The sequence below is a fragment of the Xylanibacter caecicola genome (genome assembly GCF_013166515.1).
In the GTDB taxonomy this organism is placed as follows: Bacteria; Bacteroidota; Bacteroidia; order Bacteroidales; family Bacteroidaceae; genus Prevotella; species Prevotella caecicola.
Window position 1 is genome coordinate 14,243 of record NZ_JABKKJ010000005.1, and the last position, 18,753, is coordinate 32,995.

General features: G+C 45.1%; 17 protein-coding genes. 2 read left to right on the forward strand and 15 right to left on the reverse strand.

The genetic code is table 11. The features are described from left to right. Positions 1-33 precede the first annotated feature (33 nt). A complete protein-coding gene (locus tag HPS54_RS04525; protein ID WP_172344280.1) occupies positions 34-231 on the reverse strand; it encodes a hypothetical protein in 198 nt (65 codons plus the stop codon). A gap of 20 nt (positions 232-251) precedes the next feature. Then, complete coding sequence (locus tag HPS54_RS04530; protein ID WP_172344281.1) at positions 252-4,622, reverse strand: leucine-rich repeat domain-containing protein; 4,371 nt, start codon at positions 4,620-4,622, stop codon at positions 252-254. A 1,111-nt stretch (positions 4,623-5,733) separates the two neighbouring features. On the opposite strand from HPS54_RS04530, the gene rpsO reads away from it, so the two are divergent. Then, a complete protein-coding gene (gene rpsO, locus HPS54_RS04535) occupies positions 5,734-6,003 on the forward strand; it encodes a 30S ribosomal protein S15 (protein WP_172344282.1) in 270 nt (89 codons plus the stop codon). A 244-nt stretch (positions 6,004-6,247) separates the two neighbouring features. On the opposite strand, the gene folK is transcribed toward rpsO, so the two are convergent. The 6 genes from folK to HPS54_RS04565 form a co-directional block, all read right to left on the reverse strand. Next, entirely contained in the window at positions 6,248-6,697 is a 450-nt protein-coding gene (gene folK, locus HPS54_RS04540; RefSeq protein WP_172344283.1) for a 2-amino-4-hydroxy-6-hydroxymethyldihydropteridine diphosphokinase, read from the reverse strand. Next, on the reverse strand, positions 6,697-7,815 hold the full coding sequence (queA, locus tag HPS54_RS04545) for a tRNA preQ1(34) S-adenosylmethionine ribosyltransferase-isomerase QueA (RefSeq protein WP_172344284.1): 1,119 nt from the start codon (positions 7,813-7,815) through the stop codon (positions 6,697-6,699). The genes folK and queA overlap by 1 nt, the downstream gene beginning before the upstream one ends. Before the next feature lie 4 nt (positions 7,816-7,819). Further along, complete coding sequence (gene truB / locus HPS54_RS04550) at positions 7,820-8,542, reverse strand: tRNA pseudouridine(55) synthase TruB (protein ID WP_172344285.1); 723 nt, start codon at positions 8,540-8,542, stop codon at positions 7,820-7,822. Between the two features lie 11 nt (positions 8,543-8,553). Then, positions 8,554-9,351, reverse strand: coding sequence for an undecaprenyl-diphosphate phosphatase (locus HPS54_RS04555; RefSeq protein WP_172344286.1), 798 nt, complete (start codon positions 9,349-9,351; stop codon positions 8,554-8,556). A gap of 3 nt (positions 9,352-9,354) precedes the next feature. After that, positions 9,355-9,591, reverse strand: coding sequence for a DUF3098 domain-containing protein (locus HPS54_RS04560; RefSeq protein WP_172344287.1), 237 nt, complete (start codon positions 9,589-9,591; stop codon positions 9,355-9,357). Positions 9,592-9,674: 83 nt separating this feature from the next. Then, positions 9,675-10,553, reverse strand: a complete 879-nt coding sequence (locus HPS54_RS04565; protein WP_172344288.1) for a cell division protein FtsX — start codon at positions 10,551-10,553, stop codon at positions 9,675-9,677. A gap of 147 nt (positions 10,554-10,700) precedes the next feature. Here HPS54_RS04565 and HPS54_RS04570 point away from each other — a divergent pair, with 147 nt between their 5' ends. Beyond that, on the forward strand, positions 10,701-11,480 hold the full coding sequence (locus HPS54_RS04570) for a radical SAM protein (RefSeq protein WP_172344289.1): 780 nt from the start codon (positions 10,701-10,703) through the stop codon (positions 11,478-11,480). Positions 11,481-11,841: 361 nt separating this feature from the next. Here the strand turns inward: HPS54_RS04570 and HPS54_RS04575 are convergent, their stop codons facing one another. The 7 genes from HPS54_RS04575 to HPS54_RS04605 form a co-directional block, all read right to left on the reverse strand. Next, on the reverse strand, positions 11,842-13,278 hold the full coding sequence (locus HPS54_RS04575; RefSeq protein ID WP_172344290.1) for a tetratricopeptide repeat protein: 1,437 nt from the start codon (positions 13,276-13,278) through the stop codon (positions 11,842-11,844). Between the two features lie 51 nt (positions 13,279-13,329). Further along, complete coding sequence (locus tag HPS54_RS04580) at positions 13,330-14,289, reverse strand: PstS family phosphate ABC transporter substrate-binding protein (protein ID WP_172344291.1); 960 nt, start codon at positions 14,287-14,289, stop codon at positions 13,330-13,332. Positions 14,290-14,292: 3 nt separating this feature from the next. Continuing rightward, positions 14,293-15,123, reverse strand: coding sequence for an energy transducer TonB (locus tag HPS54_RS04585; protein WP_172344292.1), 831 nt, complete (start codon positions 15,121-15,123; stop codon positions 14,293-14,295). A gap of 49 nt (positions 15,124-15,172) precedes the next feature. Then, positions 15,173-15,829 (reverse strand): ExbD/TolR family protein, encoded by a 657-nt coding sequence (locus HPS54_RS04590; RefSeq protein ID WP_172344293.1) that lies wholly within the window; start codon positions 15,827-15,829, stop codon positions 15,173-15,175. Positions 15,830-15,831: 2 nt separating this feature from the next. Beyond that, positions 15,832-16,443: an ExbD/TolR family protein gene (locus HPS54_RS04595; protein ID WP_172344294.1), complete on the reverse strand. Its 612-nt coding sequence runs from the start codon at positions 16,441-16,443 to the stop codon at positions 15,832-15,834. A gap of 29 nt (positions 16,444-16,472) precedes the next feature. Further along, positions 16,473-17,300: a MotA/TolQ/ExbB proton channel family protein gene (locus HPS54_RS04600; RefSeq protein ID WP_172344295.1), complete on the reverse strand. Its 828-nt coding sequence runs from the start codon at positions 17,298-17,300 to the stop codon at positions 16,473-16,475. A 218-nt stretch (positions 17,301-17,518) separates the two neighbouring features. Continuing rightward, the gene (locus HPS54_RS04605) at positions 17,519-18,712 is read right to left on the reverse strand and encodes a pyridoxal phosphate-dependent aminotransferase (RefSeq protein WP_172344296.1); all 1,194 of its coding nucleotides are present in this window, start codon (positions 18,710-18,712) and stop codon (positions 17,519-17,521) included. Positions 18,713-18,753: the final 41 nt, after the last annotated feature.

Below are 18,753 nucleotides of genomic sequence, written 5' to 3' on the forward strand. Positions count from 1 at the left end.
TCTTAATATAGAATAATTAATCAATCAAGTATCTTACCACTCGTTATCTCCCCAGATATTATACAAGTCGTCTTTGGCACAACTTCCACCGGGTTCTGCATCTAAATCGTCTTCTTTTACATTAGGAACATCTTTATCTGTATTATGAATCGTACCATCAGACCCAGCCAACAAAGTCATTGTTTCCACCTCTACGACATACACACACGGACGTACATATAGCTTCTTCATATCTTTCTTCTTTCCTTTTATTATCTTACTACGAACTTACGTCCGTCCATTATATATGCACCTTTCGGCAGTCCTTCAACCGATGTGCCCATATATTTTCCGCTTATGCTATACACGGCACCGCCGGTAACATGTTTTTCCACATTATTAATATCAATAATACCAGTAGTATTGCCGTCGTCACCAAAAGACATGGCAACCTTTGCAGCAGACGGGGTGCCGGTCTCTGCACCGAAATAATCGTTGTCGCATGAGAAATCAAGATATATATTATCTTCATTTGCATCGGGAGATATGACAATAGAACCGGCAGAACGACCTGCCATCAGTGCCGAGTAGCGTGTCCACTCACGACCGGCAGACGTTGCACGGAAGAACAGATGCTTCTTCGTGTTTTTCTGTACTCCGAGGAAAAAGCCGTACATAGGTATTTCACTTTCCTTATAAGAGTATGTGCCGATGAAATGATAGAAATAAGGCTCTGCCGCATTGTTCTCAAGATATACATAAGTTGGAGCGTCTGCCGTACTCTTGTCCTCGTCAATGGCATGTACCTTATGTTCAGGATAAGGAGCAGCCGTTGCAGTTCTTGACATTCCGTTTACGGTATATCCCACCGGACTGTTTCCTACAACAGGAATATTAACGAGATATTCTCCCAAAGCCGAAAGACTGAGCTTGTCGGCAGGCAGATACGGTTTCACTATGTAAGGATAACCACCCTTGATTATCACTGGGTCGTCACCGTTATCACCGACAAACTCCGGAGCAACATACCTGTATGTACGTCCGTCGTTTTCTATAACCACATCAGCACCCTTTATACCACCCACTTCTTTTTCTGCAAGATTATCGCTGAATACAAATGTCACAAGCGACTTGTTACGGCTTCTCTTCACCTGCACCAGTGTACGCACATCCGGATAAAGCCCGTCTGCACCCGCCGTTATGGTCTTTCCGTCAACGGTAACCTCCGAGCCGGGTTCTGCTCCGAGAATATCGCGAAGCATGGAACGTGTAATGTTATATGGCACACAAAGCGTATACCAGTCATTCTCCTTGAATCGCGAGTAGTTACGTGTCTGCTCATCGTTCTGCGCCTTACGGTGATAGCTCTCCGCAAGCACAAACTCATGCCATCCCATATAATCGGTGTTGTATGTGCATGTATTGTCTATTCCGCCTTTCTCGACAGCTTCTTCATATGTGCTTGCACCTGCAGCCCATGCGTTCCATGTATATGCCAGTTTTCCTTCGCTGCCTTCAACTTCTTTACGAGCCTGTGCCCATGAGCGTCCGAACTCCTCATGCTTGGGCCATGCTATCAGTTCGCCCTCACCGTTCATGGCACCTGTCTCATCGAGCAGGGTGTATTCACGTGTTATATCCGTATAGTTCTTCTCCTCATCCGTACCGGCGCATACACGCGGATAATGGAGCATGCCTATCACTCGCTCTCCGTTTATATAGTTCACACGCTGTATCGGGTGGACGTTTTTAAATCCGTTGTTGCCGTACAACATGGCTTCATCAAAGGCACCGCTGACGCAGAGAGGTGCTTTCTCTGCAAGTACGTACACATCGTATATTCCGTTTATACCCCAGAACGCACCATATTTTATTTCCTTCAAATTAGCAGAAAGGACTATCGTTTTCTCTCCACGATCTGTGACATTGCCTTCCTGTACCCGTGTTGTAGTCATCTTCTTCAGACCGGTCATCTCTCTGAATGCATTTTCGCCTATCACCTCATAATTGGCAGGAACGCACAGTTCCTGTATATTACTGAAACCGTTCATACAGTTGTCAGGAATTACTGTCATCTCCGCAGATGTGGGTAGTTTAAATTCTGTCACATCCGAATATCTTGCAGCCCTGCTGAATACCATATCCGTCTGCGTAGGGAATACGGCATTAGAAAAATCGGCTGTCGAAAGCTGCATATACAAAAGAGCATTTCCTGATGAGAAGGCGGCATTAGGTTTTACGTCGTCATCCGCTACGCCCTCTTCCGAACCAAAATGTCCGTCCTTGCCATAGTTATCGTCATTTGCCGCAATGTCACTAAATCTGAGTTTTCCACTCATGACAAGATTTTTCACGACGTTGTCTGCCGTAATCTTGTCACCGTCGTCAACAAGCATCTTTACCACAGGCTCCACACAACCCTCCTCAAAAGAATGGAAAGACAGCTTCTGCGATGCCTTGTCGAAAGTACCGATGCAGAGCAGCAGCGGGCAGTTGTCTGTTTTAAAGGCATCTATGTTCGCCGGTATCTCCGTTCCTTCGGGCAGTGCTATATATTTAACGTAGTCATTCTTAAGTCCGGACATGTCTCTGCCGTCCTCTACAGTACGGTCGGTTATCATATCCTCATGGAAGTCTATCGGGTCTTTCTCCTCATCCACCGTACCGTTAATATACTTCACCAGCCTTACATCGCTGAGGTCATAGTACGTATTGGTGTTGCTGTTATCTCCGGTAAAGATGTTTTCGATGTCGTGCATGTTCATCACACCGCGATAACGTATGTACTCGCTGTTGATAATGCTGCTGCTTCTGTACTCACGCACCTTATTAAGCGTACCGGGAACTCTCTGATAAGATACGGCAACGTTTGGTGTCTCGTCCGTCTTTATCCTTGAAATCACGCCGAAAGTCGTACCTGCATAATGGTTAATATCAAACCCGCACCCGTTCGGAATTCTCACCACCTTGACATTTCCAGCCGTAACACCGCTCAATATTTCGTCACTGTTATCCGGGAAAGACATTCCCGACAGGTCAACACTCACGGCACGTCTGGTTCCTTTGAGGGCATTTATGATATGTTCGTCCACTTCTGCGTTCTTAAGTACGGCTATCCTCGTCTTCATTGTCGTAAAACGTGCGATGTCAAACGTATGTGTCTTAGATATCTTTACCGTAAGAGTACGTTCGTCTTCCGACAGACTGTATATATTTCCCAAAGCATAATAAGATCCGACTTTATCCACATCAGCACCGGGCATAAGTACAAGTCCCGTGGGATTGTCGTTGTTGCCCTGAAGACCTGCAAGAAGTTTACCGCCTGTAGCGAAATCATCCATAGTCAGTCCCGTAGCAGCAAGGAAGTGCCATATCCTTGCATTGGCAAGAGGAGCATCATGACTACCTGCAACAGAAAGGACATCGTCAACGGTCACTTCGCCTACAAACGCAACTCCCATACGGTTTTCTGCCGGTTGGTTCTTGATTTCCGCAGGTATCATGTCGAGAATACTGCCGAAAGCGCTGCTCTCGCCTTTTGCCCTCTGCGAAACAAGCCATATCTTGTTGAAACCGCCTGCCATGGCAAACTTCAGATTAGGATAGCATCCGCCCTTGAAGTTGGGGCTTATCTTTGTACCTACGGGCAATATGAATACTTCCCAGTTTACCTTATCACCTTCTTTCATACGCACACCGTCGGGAAGTGTGGCGTTAGTGAGGTCGAGCGTCGTAATGTCCTTAAGATTTTCTGCAATATAATCCAATACGTCTTGTGTTATTGTTCCTTCAGTTATTATAAGTTTCTTCAAAGCGTCCTTGCCGTTTTCAGCAACAAAAGCCTCAAAGTCCGTCTTAAGATTTTCTACCGTCGTAGCCAAAGTGTTCTTGTCAGCGGGAGCAACCGGCTTTTCCACCTTGACATTATCCGTTCCTTTTATATACGCCTTTGCACTTTCATCGGCAACAGATACCGCAGAACCTGCAGGAACAGTGATGTCTGCCGATATATTTATGTTGGTAAAATTAAACTCAGTAAAGCCCGAAGCCGACAAATCAAACTCGGACGTCACATCAGACTGTAGTATAAGTTTGGGTTCCGCATCGCGTACGTCATTCCATGCAAGTTTGTCTGTATTATTTATTACAGCAATAAGACCTTCATGCGTTCTACCATAATAGTTAAATACGGCATTATTCCAAAAACTTCCCGGAGTAGAAGCATAGGCATCGGAAACAATAATATTTCTTATATTGCCACTTCCGGAATTAGGATTTAAATTAAGTGCTGAAACTGATGCCTCATCTGAAAAATCAGCTTCCATGAAGTCAATAGTTGTTATACAACCTGCATCGCCTACAAAATAGAAGGAAGCAGCATCTTCACTATTGAGCGCCACGCCTTCTGCGGTTGTAACAACAACTTTTGTAACTTTTGGTTCTGCATTTTGCGCTGCAGATACAAGCGTATACCCATATCCGGCATTAGGAATATAATTACCAAAATCACCGGCGTTTCCAATCGTAATCCTCATCACCGAACCCTCAACGGTCCAAGATGATGTTCCATCTTTGCCGAATGTTTCGCCTTTAATTGTCAATACCGACAGCAGTGCCAGCATCATAAACAACAACTTTCTCATCTTTCTACTTTTACCTTATAAATTTATTATACTATTTTACTTTTCAAAAAACTGCATTAATACTTGATTACATGCTGTTTTCAAAGAAACACATTGCCGATGTTTTATAAAAGATTCCACAACGGGACATCCTGTCTCTGCGGAATAGTCGCCGAATTAATGGTGCGCAAAAGTAGTTTTATTATTCTTATTTATGAAACGGGGGGGGTAATTTCACATTGTTTAACTGTAAACGTTATCGTATACAGCATATTTAACAGTTCAATGTGTCAGTAAAAAGCACCGAAAAGGCTTATTCTTGTCAAATTAAAAACATCCTCGAGAAAAGTCAAACCAGATAAATGAAAAGGCGGACAACAAGGTCTGAGACAGCAAAAAGCGGCAAAATATGTCACATAACAACCGTATCAGCACCTGAAGTGCGGCACTTTGAAGTGTAAAACACGGCACTTAGGATGCCTAAATGCCTCCTTTTGCACCCTAAAACGGCACACTTTGCGGTGCAAAATGCCGTCTTTTACAACAACATACATTGCATATCGCTGCACACAAAGCGACAAGGACAGCACAAATGCCTGGTACACGGAAGGTTACAACTGCGCACTCATTTTTGCGTTATTTACAGGAAAAGAGTGGCGAGGACGGAAAAACGCGAAGCACGGGCGTTTGAAAAATACAAAAAGAAAGCAGCAACGACATCTTGTATTACAATATGTAAAACAAAGCCCCGTACACAACATATCCCTCGTATACCTTGCTTTAACGCGCGTTCTTCAGATTCTTATTCCATTTTATATTACAAACCACCCCGGAGGATGTATCGAAATAAGCAACAAAACGCGTTGTCCGCTATTCTTCCACCTCCCGTCACAACCTCCCATACCCCGCCGGAAAACATAGAGACAGGACAAGAAACATGACGGAAAAAGCATTTTTATCTAATAATACCGTAAAAATTGAGCGCAAACATTGGCGTATTTCACTTTTTATCAGTACCTTTGCACCCGAATTTCGGAAAATCCGATGCATTCGATGGGGACGGTGTTGTGATTAAGGCACCGGTCATCAGAAGGATGTAATATAAAAACAACATTAATCAAACAAAACAATTATGTATTTAGATCAGGCTAAGAAACAGGAAATCTTCGGCAAGTATGGCAAGTCTAACACCGATACAGGTTCGGCAGAGAGCCAGATAGCGCTCTTCACATACCGTATCGCACACTTGACAGAGCACCTCAAGAAGAACCACAAGGACCACGTGACAACACGTTCGCTGACAATGCTCGTAGGTAAAAGACGTGCCCTGCTGGACTATCTTTACGACCGCGACGTTGAACGTTATCGTGCAATCGTAAAGGCATTGGGTCTGCGCCGATAAGAAAAGGCACAGCTTTAAACGAAAAAACATATCCCCGTGGCAATGAATATTTGCCACGGGGATTTTTGGTTTTATATGTTTTTAAGGAAGGAGATAAGGGGAGATAGGAGAAGATATGTGGCTTGCGCCACAGAAGATAGAAGACAAATGTCTCAGAACAAGAAACAAAACATTTATCTCTTATCTTCCTTTATCTTCTCCTATCTCCCCTTATCTCCTTCCTCTCGTCTTCCTTTATCTTCTTCTATCTCCCTTTATATTCATAAATGCACCCCTCCCCGTCCATAATCTCGCGCAACGGCACCATTACAAAGTCGCGTTCGTGCATCAGGGGATGGGGTATACACAGCTCGGGGGTATCAACATGTATGTCGTCATACAGCAGAATGTCGATGTCTATGGGGCGGTCGTGATATTCCCCACCCGACGACTTGACCGTTCTGCCGAGCTGTTTCTCTATGTTCTGCGTAGCCCGGAGCACCTCGAACGGCGACAAGGCGGTGTGCACGCATACGACTGCATTGATGAAACGGTTTGAAGACAGGAAGCCCCACGGCTCGGTTTCAATAAAAGAGGAGCGGCGGACAACCGTGCCCACTGCTCCTTCTATAAGTTCTATCGCCCTGTTCATAGTCTGTTCTCTGTCGCCGATATTGGCGCCGAGGGCGAGATATAATATGTGTAAATCCGGCATCAGTCGTTGAGTATAAGCATGGCATCGCCGTAGCAACCGAACTTATAGCCGTTCTTCACGGCAAGGTCGTAAGCCTGCATCACAAGGTCGTAGCCGCCGAAAGCCGCAGTAGACATGAGCAGTGTGGACATGGGATGATAGAAATTGGCTATCATAGAGTCTGCCACACCGAACTCGTATGGCGGGAATATGAACTTGTTTGTCCACCCCTCGTACTCTTTGAGCTGATTGTCCGTGCCGGATGCCGTCTCGGTAGCCTTGACAACGCTTGTCCCGACGGCACACACATGGCGCCCTGCCGACTTGGCACCGTTGACAATGCGGCATGCCTCGGCATCGATAAACATCTGTTCGGAATCCATTTTGTGCTTTGTAAGGTCTTCCACTTCTATGTCGTGGAAGTTTCCGAGGGCACAGTGCACCGTGACGTATGCAAACTCTATGCCCCTGATCTCCATGCGTTTGAGCAGCTCGCGGCTGAAGTGCAGACCCGAAGCGGGAGCGGTAACGGCACCCTCTTTGCGGGCAAAGATGCACTGAAAGTCGTCAAGGTCTTCGGGTTTTGCCGCACGCTTGTCGACGATATATCTCGGCAGCGGAGCCTCGCCGAGCGCATAAAGCTCGCGTTTGAACTCGTCGTGCGGGCAGTCGTAGAGGAAACGCAGGGTGCGTCCGCGGCTTGTGGTATTGTCAATGACCTCGGCAACCATGGTTCCGCTGCTGTCAAAGAACAGCTTGTTGCCTATACGTATCTTACGGGCAGGCTCTACAAGGACATCCCACAGGCGCATTTCCTCGTTGAGTTCGCGGAGCAGGAATACCTCGATCTTGGCATCTGTCTTCTCCTTTGTGCCGTAAAGGCGTGCCGGAAACACCTTTGTGTCGTTGAAGACAAAGGTATCGCCCTCATCGAAATAATCGAGTACGTTACGGAAATCAAGCCATACGGGATTGCCGTCGGCATCGTTGAGCGTGTTGCCGTCGGCATCGGTCTTGTGCATTTCTATTTTCTGCGATTTCTTATGAATAACCATAAGACGGCACTCGTCGCGATGATATGGAGGCTCGAGAGCTATAAGTTCCTCCGGAAGTTTGAATTTAAATTGTGACAGTTTCATAGTTCTATTTATCTCCTCCTGTTATATTATCTTCTATTGTCTGTTGTTCAAGCCATGCCGGAAAAGCATCGAGCGTTATGCAGTCGGTGACATTTACGCTACCGACACGTGTACGCCGCAATGACGTGAGATAGGCTCCGCTGCCAATGGCTGTACCTATGTCGCGTGCCAATGCACGTATGTATGTGCCCTTGCCGCACACCACCCTTATGCCAACCTGCATTGTCGCGGGATTGAACGACGTCAGTTCTATCTCGTCTATGCGCAACACTTTGGGTTTGAGCTCTACGTCGTGCCCCTTGCGCATGAGTTCGTAAGCGCGTTTGCCGCCCACCTTGCATGCCGAATAAGACGGCGGTATCTGATGTATCTCACCTACAAAACGCTGCAACGTGTCTTCTATCAACCGACGCGTGATGTGAGCTGTGGGATAGGTGAAGTCCACGGTATGCTCGCAGTCATAGCTGGGAGTGGTTGCCCCGAGTTTGAGCGTGGCTGTATATTCCTTTGTGTGTGCCTGGAGCTCTTCTATCATCTTGGTCTTGCGCCCGGTACAGATGATGAGGACACCGGTGGCAAGCGGGTCGAGGGTTCCGGCATGTCCGGTCTTTACACGCTTCACCCCGAGATGACGGGAGATGAGGTATCTCACACGCGCCAGTGCCCCGAAGCTGGACATGCCATAGGGTTTGTCGATACAGATTATTTCGCCTTGGGTGAAATTCATATACCGGAAAGTTATGACAGGATTAATGTTACGGCTCCGGCAATGGCGCAATAAACGGCAAAGTATATAAGTTTTCCTCGCTTCACGATGTTTATCATCCACTTGCATGCAAGACATCCGGCAACGAATGCTGCAATGAAACCTACGGCAAGAGACATCACGGGGATGTCGCCGACGGCTGCCTGTGCACCGTCCTTGACCATCTTCACTGTGTCGAGAAGTGCCTCGCCCAATATCGGAGGTATCACCATGAGAAAGGAGAACTGTGCAAGTTTCTCTTTCTTGTTGCCCAAAAGAAGTCCGGTTGCAATGGTGCTGCCCGACCGTGACAGTCCGGGCATGACGGCGGCTGCCTGTGCAAGCCCTATGATAAACGCGTCTTTAAGACTGATGTTTTCCTTCTGCCGCGGCTTTGCATAGTATGAGAAAGTGAGCAGCAAGGCTGTCACGAGGAGCATCAGCCCGACGATGAACAGTCCGGAACCGAAGATTTCTTCAACTTTGTCCTTGAAAAACACGCCGACAATGCCCACCGGTATCATCGAGACAAGGATGTTGAGTACATATCGGGTCTCGCTGTTCAGCGTCCCTTTGAAAAGTCCTTTGAATATCCATGCTATCTCTTTCCACAGTATCACGAGCGTACTGAGAACGGTAGCCACGTGGACAAGGATTGTAAACGTAAGGTTTTCTTCGCCTTCTATGTCGAAAAGTGCGGCACCGATGGCAAGATGACCGCTGCTGCTTACAGGCAGATACTCGGTCAGTCCTTGGAGCAGACCGAGGATAAGTGCTTCAAACCAACTCATTGCTTATTGTCTGTCTGTATCCTTGGGTTTATGTATAATGGCGAAAATTATTGACACGAAGCCGATAAAACATACGACGGGAGCCACCTTTATGCGCATGGGGCTGAAGATTTCGGGATTGAACGTCGTCTCTGTAGAACCGCTTCCGCTCATCAGTATGAAACCGATTATTACAACCAACATGCCTGCTGCAAGGAATATGAAGTTGGTTTTATTAAACGCAAGATTTTTTTTGTCCATTTTGCTTGTCATTGTTTATCTGCGGCGGCACGCATGCAGCGCTGTCGCCGGCAAATGGTGTTTATATTAAAATATTGTTCTTATCATATCTTATACAGGTCGCCTGCCTTCATCTTAAGAAACTTGTTCACGGAAAAATATGCACAAAGCAGCGTGATAAGTATTCCGAAGAGGAAAACGGAGGCTCCGGTGATTGCCATTACCTGCCATGTGATAACGGCTATAACACCCGGTTCATAGGTATATAGGAGGTATATGCCTGCCGCAAGTACGGCATTGGCAATGACGGCAGCTATAAGTCCGATAGTCATTGCCTTCCGTAAAAACGGGCGACGGATAAAGCCCCACGATGCACCTACGAGCTTCATGGTGTGTATATTGAAACGGCGGGCATAGACACCCAGCTTCACCGTGTTGTTGATCAATGAGAAAGAAACGCAGGTAAGAAGTATGGCAAGGACAAGCAACACGAGATTTATCTTGCGGAGATTGTCGTTAACGCTGTCCATAAGGTCCTGCGGGTATGTGATGTCGGTTACTTTCTTGTTTTTCTTCAGGTCTTTTACAATCCAGCGCAGGGAGTCGGTGTTGGCATAGCCTGCCCTTAGTCTGAGTTCAAGAGAAGACACAAAGGGGTTGGCACCGATGAACTCGCTCGGATCCGTACCCATTGCGGCAGTCTGTTCTTTCAGTACCTGTTCTTTGCTTATAAAGTCTACTTTGCTGACGTATTTGCGCTTTGCAATATCCTTGCTGAGTTGCAAAGCTTCGGAATTGTTCATATCCTCACTGAGTATCATGGATACTGTTAGGTTTTCCTTCACGTATGCGGAAAGGTTCTGCGCCGTAAGGACGGAAAACACAACCATGCCAAGCAGAATGAGGACTAATGCCGTGCTTATGCACAACGTTATGCCCTGCAAGCCGTGCCGACAGTTTCTTCTTTTCTTTTTATTGCTCATTACTTAATGGCTATAACACACCTAATTTGCTGCAAAGTAACAAAAAAAACTTCTGCCTGACAACGGTTTAACTACTATTAACAACAGTCATCCGCTTTTTTTATATACCTTTGTTCGAATATTAATAATATATTATATATAAGGAATATGGCAACAATAATATATCCGGCACCTATATTCGGACCTGTACACAGCCGACGGCTCGGCATATCATTGGGAATAAACCTCATGCCGGCAGACGGAAAGATATGCACTTTCGACTGTATATATTGCGAATGCGGCTTTAATGGTGACAACCAACCAAAGTCCGGACGACCGTCGAGAAAGGAAGTGGCAGACGGATTGGAAGCCAAACTGAGGGAAATGGGTGCGGAGGGCATCGTTCCGGATGTGCTGACATTTGCCGGCAACGGGGAACCGACGGCACATCCGCAGTTTGCGGAGATTATAAACGATACGATAGAACTGCGAAACAGGTATTGCCCTAAAGCCAAAGTGTCTGTATTAAGCAACTCGACAAGGGCGCATCTGTCAGATGTACACGATGCGTTGATGCTCGTAGACAACAACATCTTGAAACTGGACACGGTGGACATGGAATATATCAACAGAGTTGACAGACCGGTTGGAACGGGTTATGACGTGGATAAAATAATAGAGTCGATGCGTTCTTTCAACGGGAACGTGATAATACAGACAATGTTCATGAAAGGCACTGCCAACGGGGAGAGCGTTGACAACACGGGAGATAAGTACGTTACGCCGTGGCTTGAAGCCTTGAAATATATCAGTCCACGCGAAGTGATGATATATACCATAGACCGCGAGACACCTGAACATGGGCTTAAGAAAGCAACAAAAGAGGAACTCGACGGTATACGCGACCGTGTAATAGCATCCGGAATACCGTGTACAGCTTCATATTAATGAGGCTTACGGATTATATTAACGAGCCTTACGAATTATATTAACGAGCCTTATTGATTTGTATTAACAATCTTACGGATGAACATCAACTGTAAGACGATATTTCTATCAGCGCATATTTCACGGCTTTCTAATAGCTATACATGAAAAATGCCACCGTAACCGATGACGTTCAACAACCGGAATTACAGATTATACGTGAATTATGGATAACGAACTTGCATAGATTTGATGTGTATCCACACTGATTTGCCGCAGCCCCGAGTGTACCTACCGGCAAAATAATAAAGCCCGGAAAACTTCAATGCTTTCCGGGCTTTATTGTTTTATAATCTGTTACTAATAATTTCTTTCAGCTGAATTACTGTTTGTTAAGAGCATTCTTGATCTGTGTTGCAATGTCTGCAGCAGGATTGATAGCCAATGCTTTGTCACAATATTCAAGTGCTTTCTCATTGTTGTCCTGCAAAACGCTTACGTGTGCCAGATACTCGTATGCCGTAACAAGGCGGCTCTTGTCTGTATCGTCAAGATTGCCCTGTGCCTCAAGCAGACCTACCACTTTCTCATAGTAAGGCTTTGCAAGGGCTTTGCTACGATCTTGATCTAACAGTTCGGAACGCTTTGCCATAAGGAAGTTTGCAAAAACAGCCTGTTCCGGATATTTTTCTTCAAGCATTCCATAAGTTGCAATGGCATTTTTGATAGCAGCAATCTGCGGCTCGCCGGCAAGCGCCGATGCCTGTTCCATATAAAGAGATGCAAGTCCGTTGATTTCACCTGCAGAAGGTTTGCTGCTCATCTTGAGATATTCGCTGTACTTGGCAATAGACGAATCGAAATCGCCCTTTTCCTTATATACATCTGATATCATCTTCACAACCTGGGCTTTTGCATCCTGTCCGCCTTCAACAAGCTCCATAGCCTTGTTATACATCTCAATAGCCTTGTCCCACTGTTTCGTTCCCTGAAGAGCCAAAGCGTAGTTGCTATAATCCAAATCCGTAGCTTTCAATGAATCGGTCTTGTTAAACAATGTTTCAGCATACACAACAGCGTTGTCATACTTCTTTGAAGCATTATATGCCAACATGGCAACACGGTTAAGAGTGACATCCTTCGGATATTTCGTTACACCGAAAGCAGCAACTTCCTGACATTTTTCATAATCCCCGGTGAGTAGCAACGCACGTGCATACTCTGAAAGATAGCTCTTGTCAAGTTTGTTTACATCAACCTTTGAATAGTATTCCTTTGCCTTTTCACGATTGTTGGCAAGATAGTATATATGACCGGCTTCTGCATCAACAGGATAATCCGGCTTTATGGTACGCAACTGCTCAAGCTGCTCTACAGCCTGCTGCGGACTTCTTCCGCGATAAACCCAGGCATACTTGATATATCCCTGAGGATTCTGCGGGTCAAAATATATTGCCTGCTGATACTGTTGTGCGGCAGCACCACCGTCATCCTTAAGGGCTTCGATGTCACCAAGAAGAATCCAACCGTCGCCGTATTTCTTGTTTACCTTTACAGCCTGCTCACCGTATTTCTTTGAGTTGAGCGTATCTTTAATGGCAAGATAAGCACGTCCCAAACCGACAAGAGCCTCTGCGTTCTTCTTGTTAGCCTTTACAAAATCCTTTACCTGAGGCTCAACAGCCTTCAAATCTTTCTTATTGTCAGCAATAACTTTGGTGATGGCATCTATCTGTGCCTTCACATCCTGCTGTGCAAACGATGCAGTGTATGAGCCTATAGCCATAACACCTGCCAAAATGTATTTTAATGTTTTCATATTACCTGTTTCCTGTTTTTAAGTTAATACAATATGCAATATCGACTATCGTTATTCCTTATTTACTTTTATACTCCTTATCTGAATGTCTCCACGGTATGGAAGAAGACCGCTCTTGAGTATAATAAGCTGCCCTGTGGGGTCGCTTATAAACTGGGCAAAATGCATAGGCAATGCCCTTAGCGGGTCACAAACAAGGGCATATATTGTCCTTACAAACGGATAACGCCCGTCAAGGAAATATGCCTGATAAGGTTTCCACGAGTTCATCGGGGTGGCTGTTTCCATTTTCGACACAGCCATAACATTTATGTTTTTCTTAAATGTGATGTTTGTCGTGTCACGACCGTCATACAACCAGTTCGAGCCAATAATTCCAATGGCTCCGGGAGTAGCCTCAACATAGTCTATAACTTCCTTACTTGTTTTTCCGGCTACGATATTTTCACTGTTAATGGGTTTTCCGCCTAATATCGAGTCAACACAGAAATGAACGGCACTCGACTGCTTATTATCGAATATCACTTCTATCTTGCCTCTCTTCGAACCGGGGTATACGTCACTCCAGTTCTTTACCTCACCGCTAAGGATACGTTTTACATCACGTACCGTAATACAGGTATCGGTATTCTCCTTGTTCACAATAAAGGCTAGACCGTCATACCCTATGGGAAATGTCACCGCCTTTAAATTACGCGACACAAGATTTTTCTTTTCTTTTTGTGTCAGGTCACGAGCCGCCACAACCAGATGAACACTGTCTTTCATCAGCAGATTTATAGCATCAAGCTCATTTGTATAAAAAGGTTCAACCTCTGCTTCACGGAATTTCGATTCAAAAACCGCTTTTTCCTCATTCAAAATGGTACTGAAACTTTCGTCTGCGGCAAAGACTATCTTGCCCGACGAATAGGTATCAGTTCTATTAGAAGGATTCTTCTCGGTACAAGCCGAGAAGAATCCTAATGTAATTAATCCAACAAATATGTTGCTGAATAGCTTTTTTGTCATTTCTTACTGTAATCTAAATGTTACCGGAACAAAGAACTTTACACGAACAGACTGTCCGTTCTGCTTACCGGGTATCCACTTCGGCATGCGACTAACCACACGGAGAGCCTCTTTATCCAACGAAGGATCAACCGACTTCACAACATGTGCTCCTGAAACGGAACCGTCACGCTCAACGACGAACTGTACGGTTACACGTCCTTCAACACCGTTCTCGGCTGCAACAACCGGATACTTGATGTTCTCACGAAGCCAGCTGTTAAGTGCCGCAGGACCACCGGGGAACGAAGGTTGCTGCTCAACTACATCGAAGACTTTATTCTCAACCGGATCAGCCTTTACAGGTTCCGGTTCTTTAATCTTCTCGTCAAGTCTCATCACAACACCATCATCCGAGCCATTCTTTACATCGATTGCACCGATAGCCGTATTAGTCTTTACAAGGTCTTCCTGCTGTTTAAGTTCCTCTTCCGGCTTAACCTCGCTGTCTTTCTTAATGACAGGCGGAGTAAACTTGATAGAGTTCTTAACCTGCTCTACAACCTTTTTCGGTTCGATTTTCACAACTTCTTTCTTTACCTCCGGCTTTTTCTTCTGCTCTGCAATGGCTGAAAGCTCAACTGCATCAGTATATTTCTCTTTCTGAGCAGCCTCAACCATACGTACAATAGAAACACCGAGGAATAACAGGACGGTAGCAAGCAGTATGACTATCAATGCAAATATATTACGCTTTGATGTGCCTTTACGAAGTTTATAAGCTCCGTATTCTTTGTTTTTGCCTTCAAAGACAAGGTCGCACCAGTCGTTCGATACCAAATCTATCTTTGACATTGTTTATTAGTTTTAATGGTTAATATTAATACTTTGTCAACAATATTGATTATTTCAGTCCCTTTGAGCCAAGAAGCTTCAGGTCATCCTCATTAATCTTGTCGATTACGTATTTACCTATACTGCATATCTGCATCTCGTCCAGAACATCCACCACATTCTTATATGAAGCACCGTCGGTAGGTTTGATGACGATTGTCATGGTAGGTATTTTCTCACCATTAATCTCACCACCCTTTATTTTGGCAAGTTCCTTCTGGAATCTCTCCTCACCTGCAGGACCTTCATACAGTTTCGGGTTCTTCTTCTTTTCAGCTTCGAGTTTATGCTTTGCATCCAATATTTTGGCAACAGGAGCTATACCCTCTTCTGTCAAGTGGTTGATAAGCACATCGCGGATACCCTTACTTCCCCATGTTGTCTCTTTAAGACAAGCCGGATTGTTATAGTCCGGAATACCCTCGATATAGCATATCTTATCATTTGCACAGGCATAGATCGTAATTGTCTGTGATGCCTTTGAAGCATTTTTGTTCTCGTCACTGATGTTATCATTACTCGGCATTGTAAGCTGCATTGTCTGCGGCTTGCTCAAAGACGTACAGAGCATAAAGAACGTAATAAGAAGCATCATCATGTCCACCATAGGCGTAAAGTCTACGCGGACGTTCATTTTCTTCTGCTTACTTGCTTTTTTCTTTGCCATTCTTAATCCTCCTGGGTTTTGAGTTGAGTAATAAGATAATAACGGTTCATATCCATGTCTGCCAATTCAGACATCACCTTCTTTACAACCTTATACGGAGTCTTCTGGTCGGCCTTTATAGAAATCTTGAGATCCGGCACTGCATCGTCTGCCGCCTTAACCCAAGTCTGGAACTGGCTCATACCACCGTCAATACTATCCGTAGGTATACCTTTCTTAGCCTGGATGCCGTTTATCTTAGCCTGCTCCATAGAAAGCAGGTCAGACATTTCGTTCACATTAGCTCCGAAAGAAGCGAGACTCATAAAAGTCTTCTCCTGCTTTGCATTGAGTTTCAGACCATACTGTCCTGCAACATCCTGAAGAACAGCCTGCATCGAAGCGGGCTTGTCCAGTCCGAGGAATACCCTGCCTTCATTGTCGACAAGGATTTGCAGAACGTCTGTCTCCGGAACCTTGATTTCAGACACCGACCCCGGCGTGTTTACTTTCACTGCCTCATCCTTTACGAATGTTGATGTCAACATGAAGAATGTGAGCAAAAGAACCATCACGTCAGACATAGGAGTCATGTCAATCCAGATATCGTTCTTCTTAATTTTTACTTTACCCATAGCGATAAAAAATTAAAGGGTTAGTAAAATTAAGCTTCGTCTGCGTGGTTAGCTTCGTAAGTCTGTGCTATTGTGTAACCAACTTCATCGAGAGCATATGTAAGCTTGTCGATCTTATTTGTGAAGAAGTTATAGATAACAACTGCGAACCATGAAGTCAAAATACCAGAAGCAGTATTAACCAACGCCTCAGAGATACCTGCAGAAAGCTGGAGAGAGTCACCACCACCACCGGCAGCAAGAGCCTGGAATGAGTTGATCATACCCAACACAGTACCGAACAGAGCGGTAAGTGTACCAAGAGTAACGATTGTAGCAACGATAGGCAAGTTCATCTGAAGTGTAGGCATTTCAAGCTGTGTTGCCTCTTCGTGAGCCTGCTGTATCTTAGCAACCTTCTGACTCTTCTTTATACCCTGTGCGCTTTCCATTTCCTTGTAAGCCTTCAACGAAGCGGAAACAACGTTAGCCACAGAACCTCTCATCTTGTCGCAAAGACCCTGAGCCTTAGTAAAGTCGCCGGCTTTGATGGCAGCCTTCACTTCTGCTGTGAACTTAGGAAGAGGCATCTTGCCGAAAGCAACGCGAAGAGCGAGGTAACGCTCAACACCAAGAGCTATAACAGTGAGCAACAATGTAAGGATGATAGACACAACGATACCACCTTTATAGATTGTACCCATAAGGTTTGCGGGATGTCCTGCGCGGTCGCCACCCTCGAAGTTATCGGGATTACCGAGGAAGAACTGATAGAAACAGAATGCAATAGCGAAACATATAACAATGATCCAAATTGCATCTCTAACACCTTGGAAGCCCGATTTCTTCGGACCAGCCACATTTTTTGTAGTTGCCATAATTTTGATTTAGTTTTTTAGTTATTAATAAATTTAAGTTATAAAAATTCAGATACGTTATTTAACAGAGTTTGTTATAAGCAAAAGCTGCGCAATATTAGATTTTGGTTTTTACTATCTGCAAAGATAACAAATAAAGATAAATAACTTGTGTTGTTAATGAGATTTAACAATGTTTTTATCCGATTTCCAATCATCACATATTGCATTGTCACTTGTCACTTTAACTTTGCCAGCGAATTCTTTATCCGCGACATTGCCTCACGTATATTGTCATCGCTTGTGGCATAACTCATTCTGAAACAATACGGATCGCCGAAAGCATCGCCTGCGACAGTCGCTACATGTCCGTCCTCCAAAAGGAACAATGCAAGATCTGTTGAAGTCCTTATCGTGTGCCCGTCATAACTTTTCCCGAAATAGCTGCTACACTTAGGGAACAGATAAAATGCTCCCTCCGGTTCATTTACTTCAAGCCCCGGTATGTCTTTTGCAAGACCGACAATAAGGTCGCGACGTCGTTTAAAAGCATTACGCATCTCAGCAACACACTCCTGCGATGAAGTATATGCTGCCTCTGCAGCTTTTTGACTCACAGAACAAGGTCCGCTGGTATATTGTCCCTGCAACTTGTTGCAACCTTTGACAATCCACTCCGGTGCCGCGATATATCCTATGCGCCAACCCGTCATGGCATATGCTTTCGACACGCCGTTTACAATTATCGAACGCTCTTTCATTCCGTTTATCGAAGCTATGCTGTAATGTCTGCCGGTATAATTAATATGTTCGTATATCTCATCGGCAAGAACAAACACATCGTCATGACGCCTTATTACCTCTGCCAATCCTTTCAGTTCAGTTTCAGAATATACACTACCCGTAGGATTACTCGGAGAGCACAATATCAACATTCTTGTCTTTGGGGTTATTGCCGCCTCAAGCTGCTCCGGCGTAATCTTAAAGTTTTGTTCAAAACCTGCCTCTATTATCACGGGGACACCTCCGGCGAGCTTCACCATTTGCGGATAACTCACCCAGTACGGTGCGGGTATTACAACCTCCTCGCCGTCATTGACAAGAGCCATAATGGCATTGCAAACGCTCTGCTTTGCACCGTTAGACACAAGTATCTCATTCGCAGTATATTCCAGTCCGTTTTCGTTCTTCAACTTCGCCACAATGGCATTTCTCAAGTCCGCATATCCGGGCACCGGAGAATAGCGCGAGTAGTTTTCGTCCACCGCCTTCTTTGCCGCTTCCTTGATATGGTCGGGAGTGTTGAAGTCCGGTTCGCCGACACTCATGTTTATTACATCAATGCCCTGCGCCTTCATCTCGCCGCTTTTCTGCGACATGGCTAGTGTTGCCGAAGGAGAAAGACGATTAAGACGTTCTGATAATTGTGCCATATTATTCTATACTTAAGTTACGTATTGCAAATTTACTTATT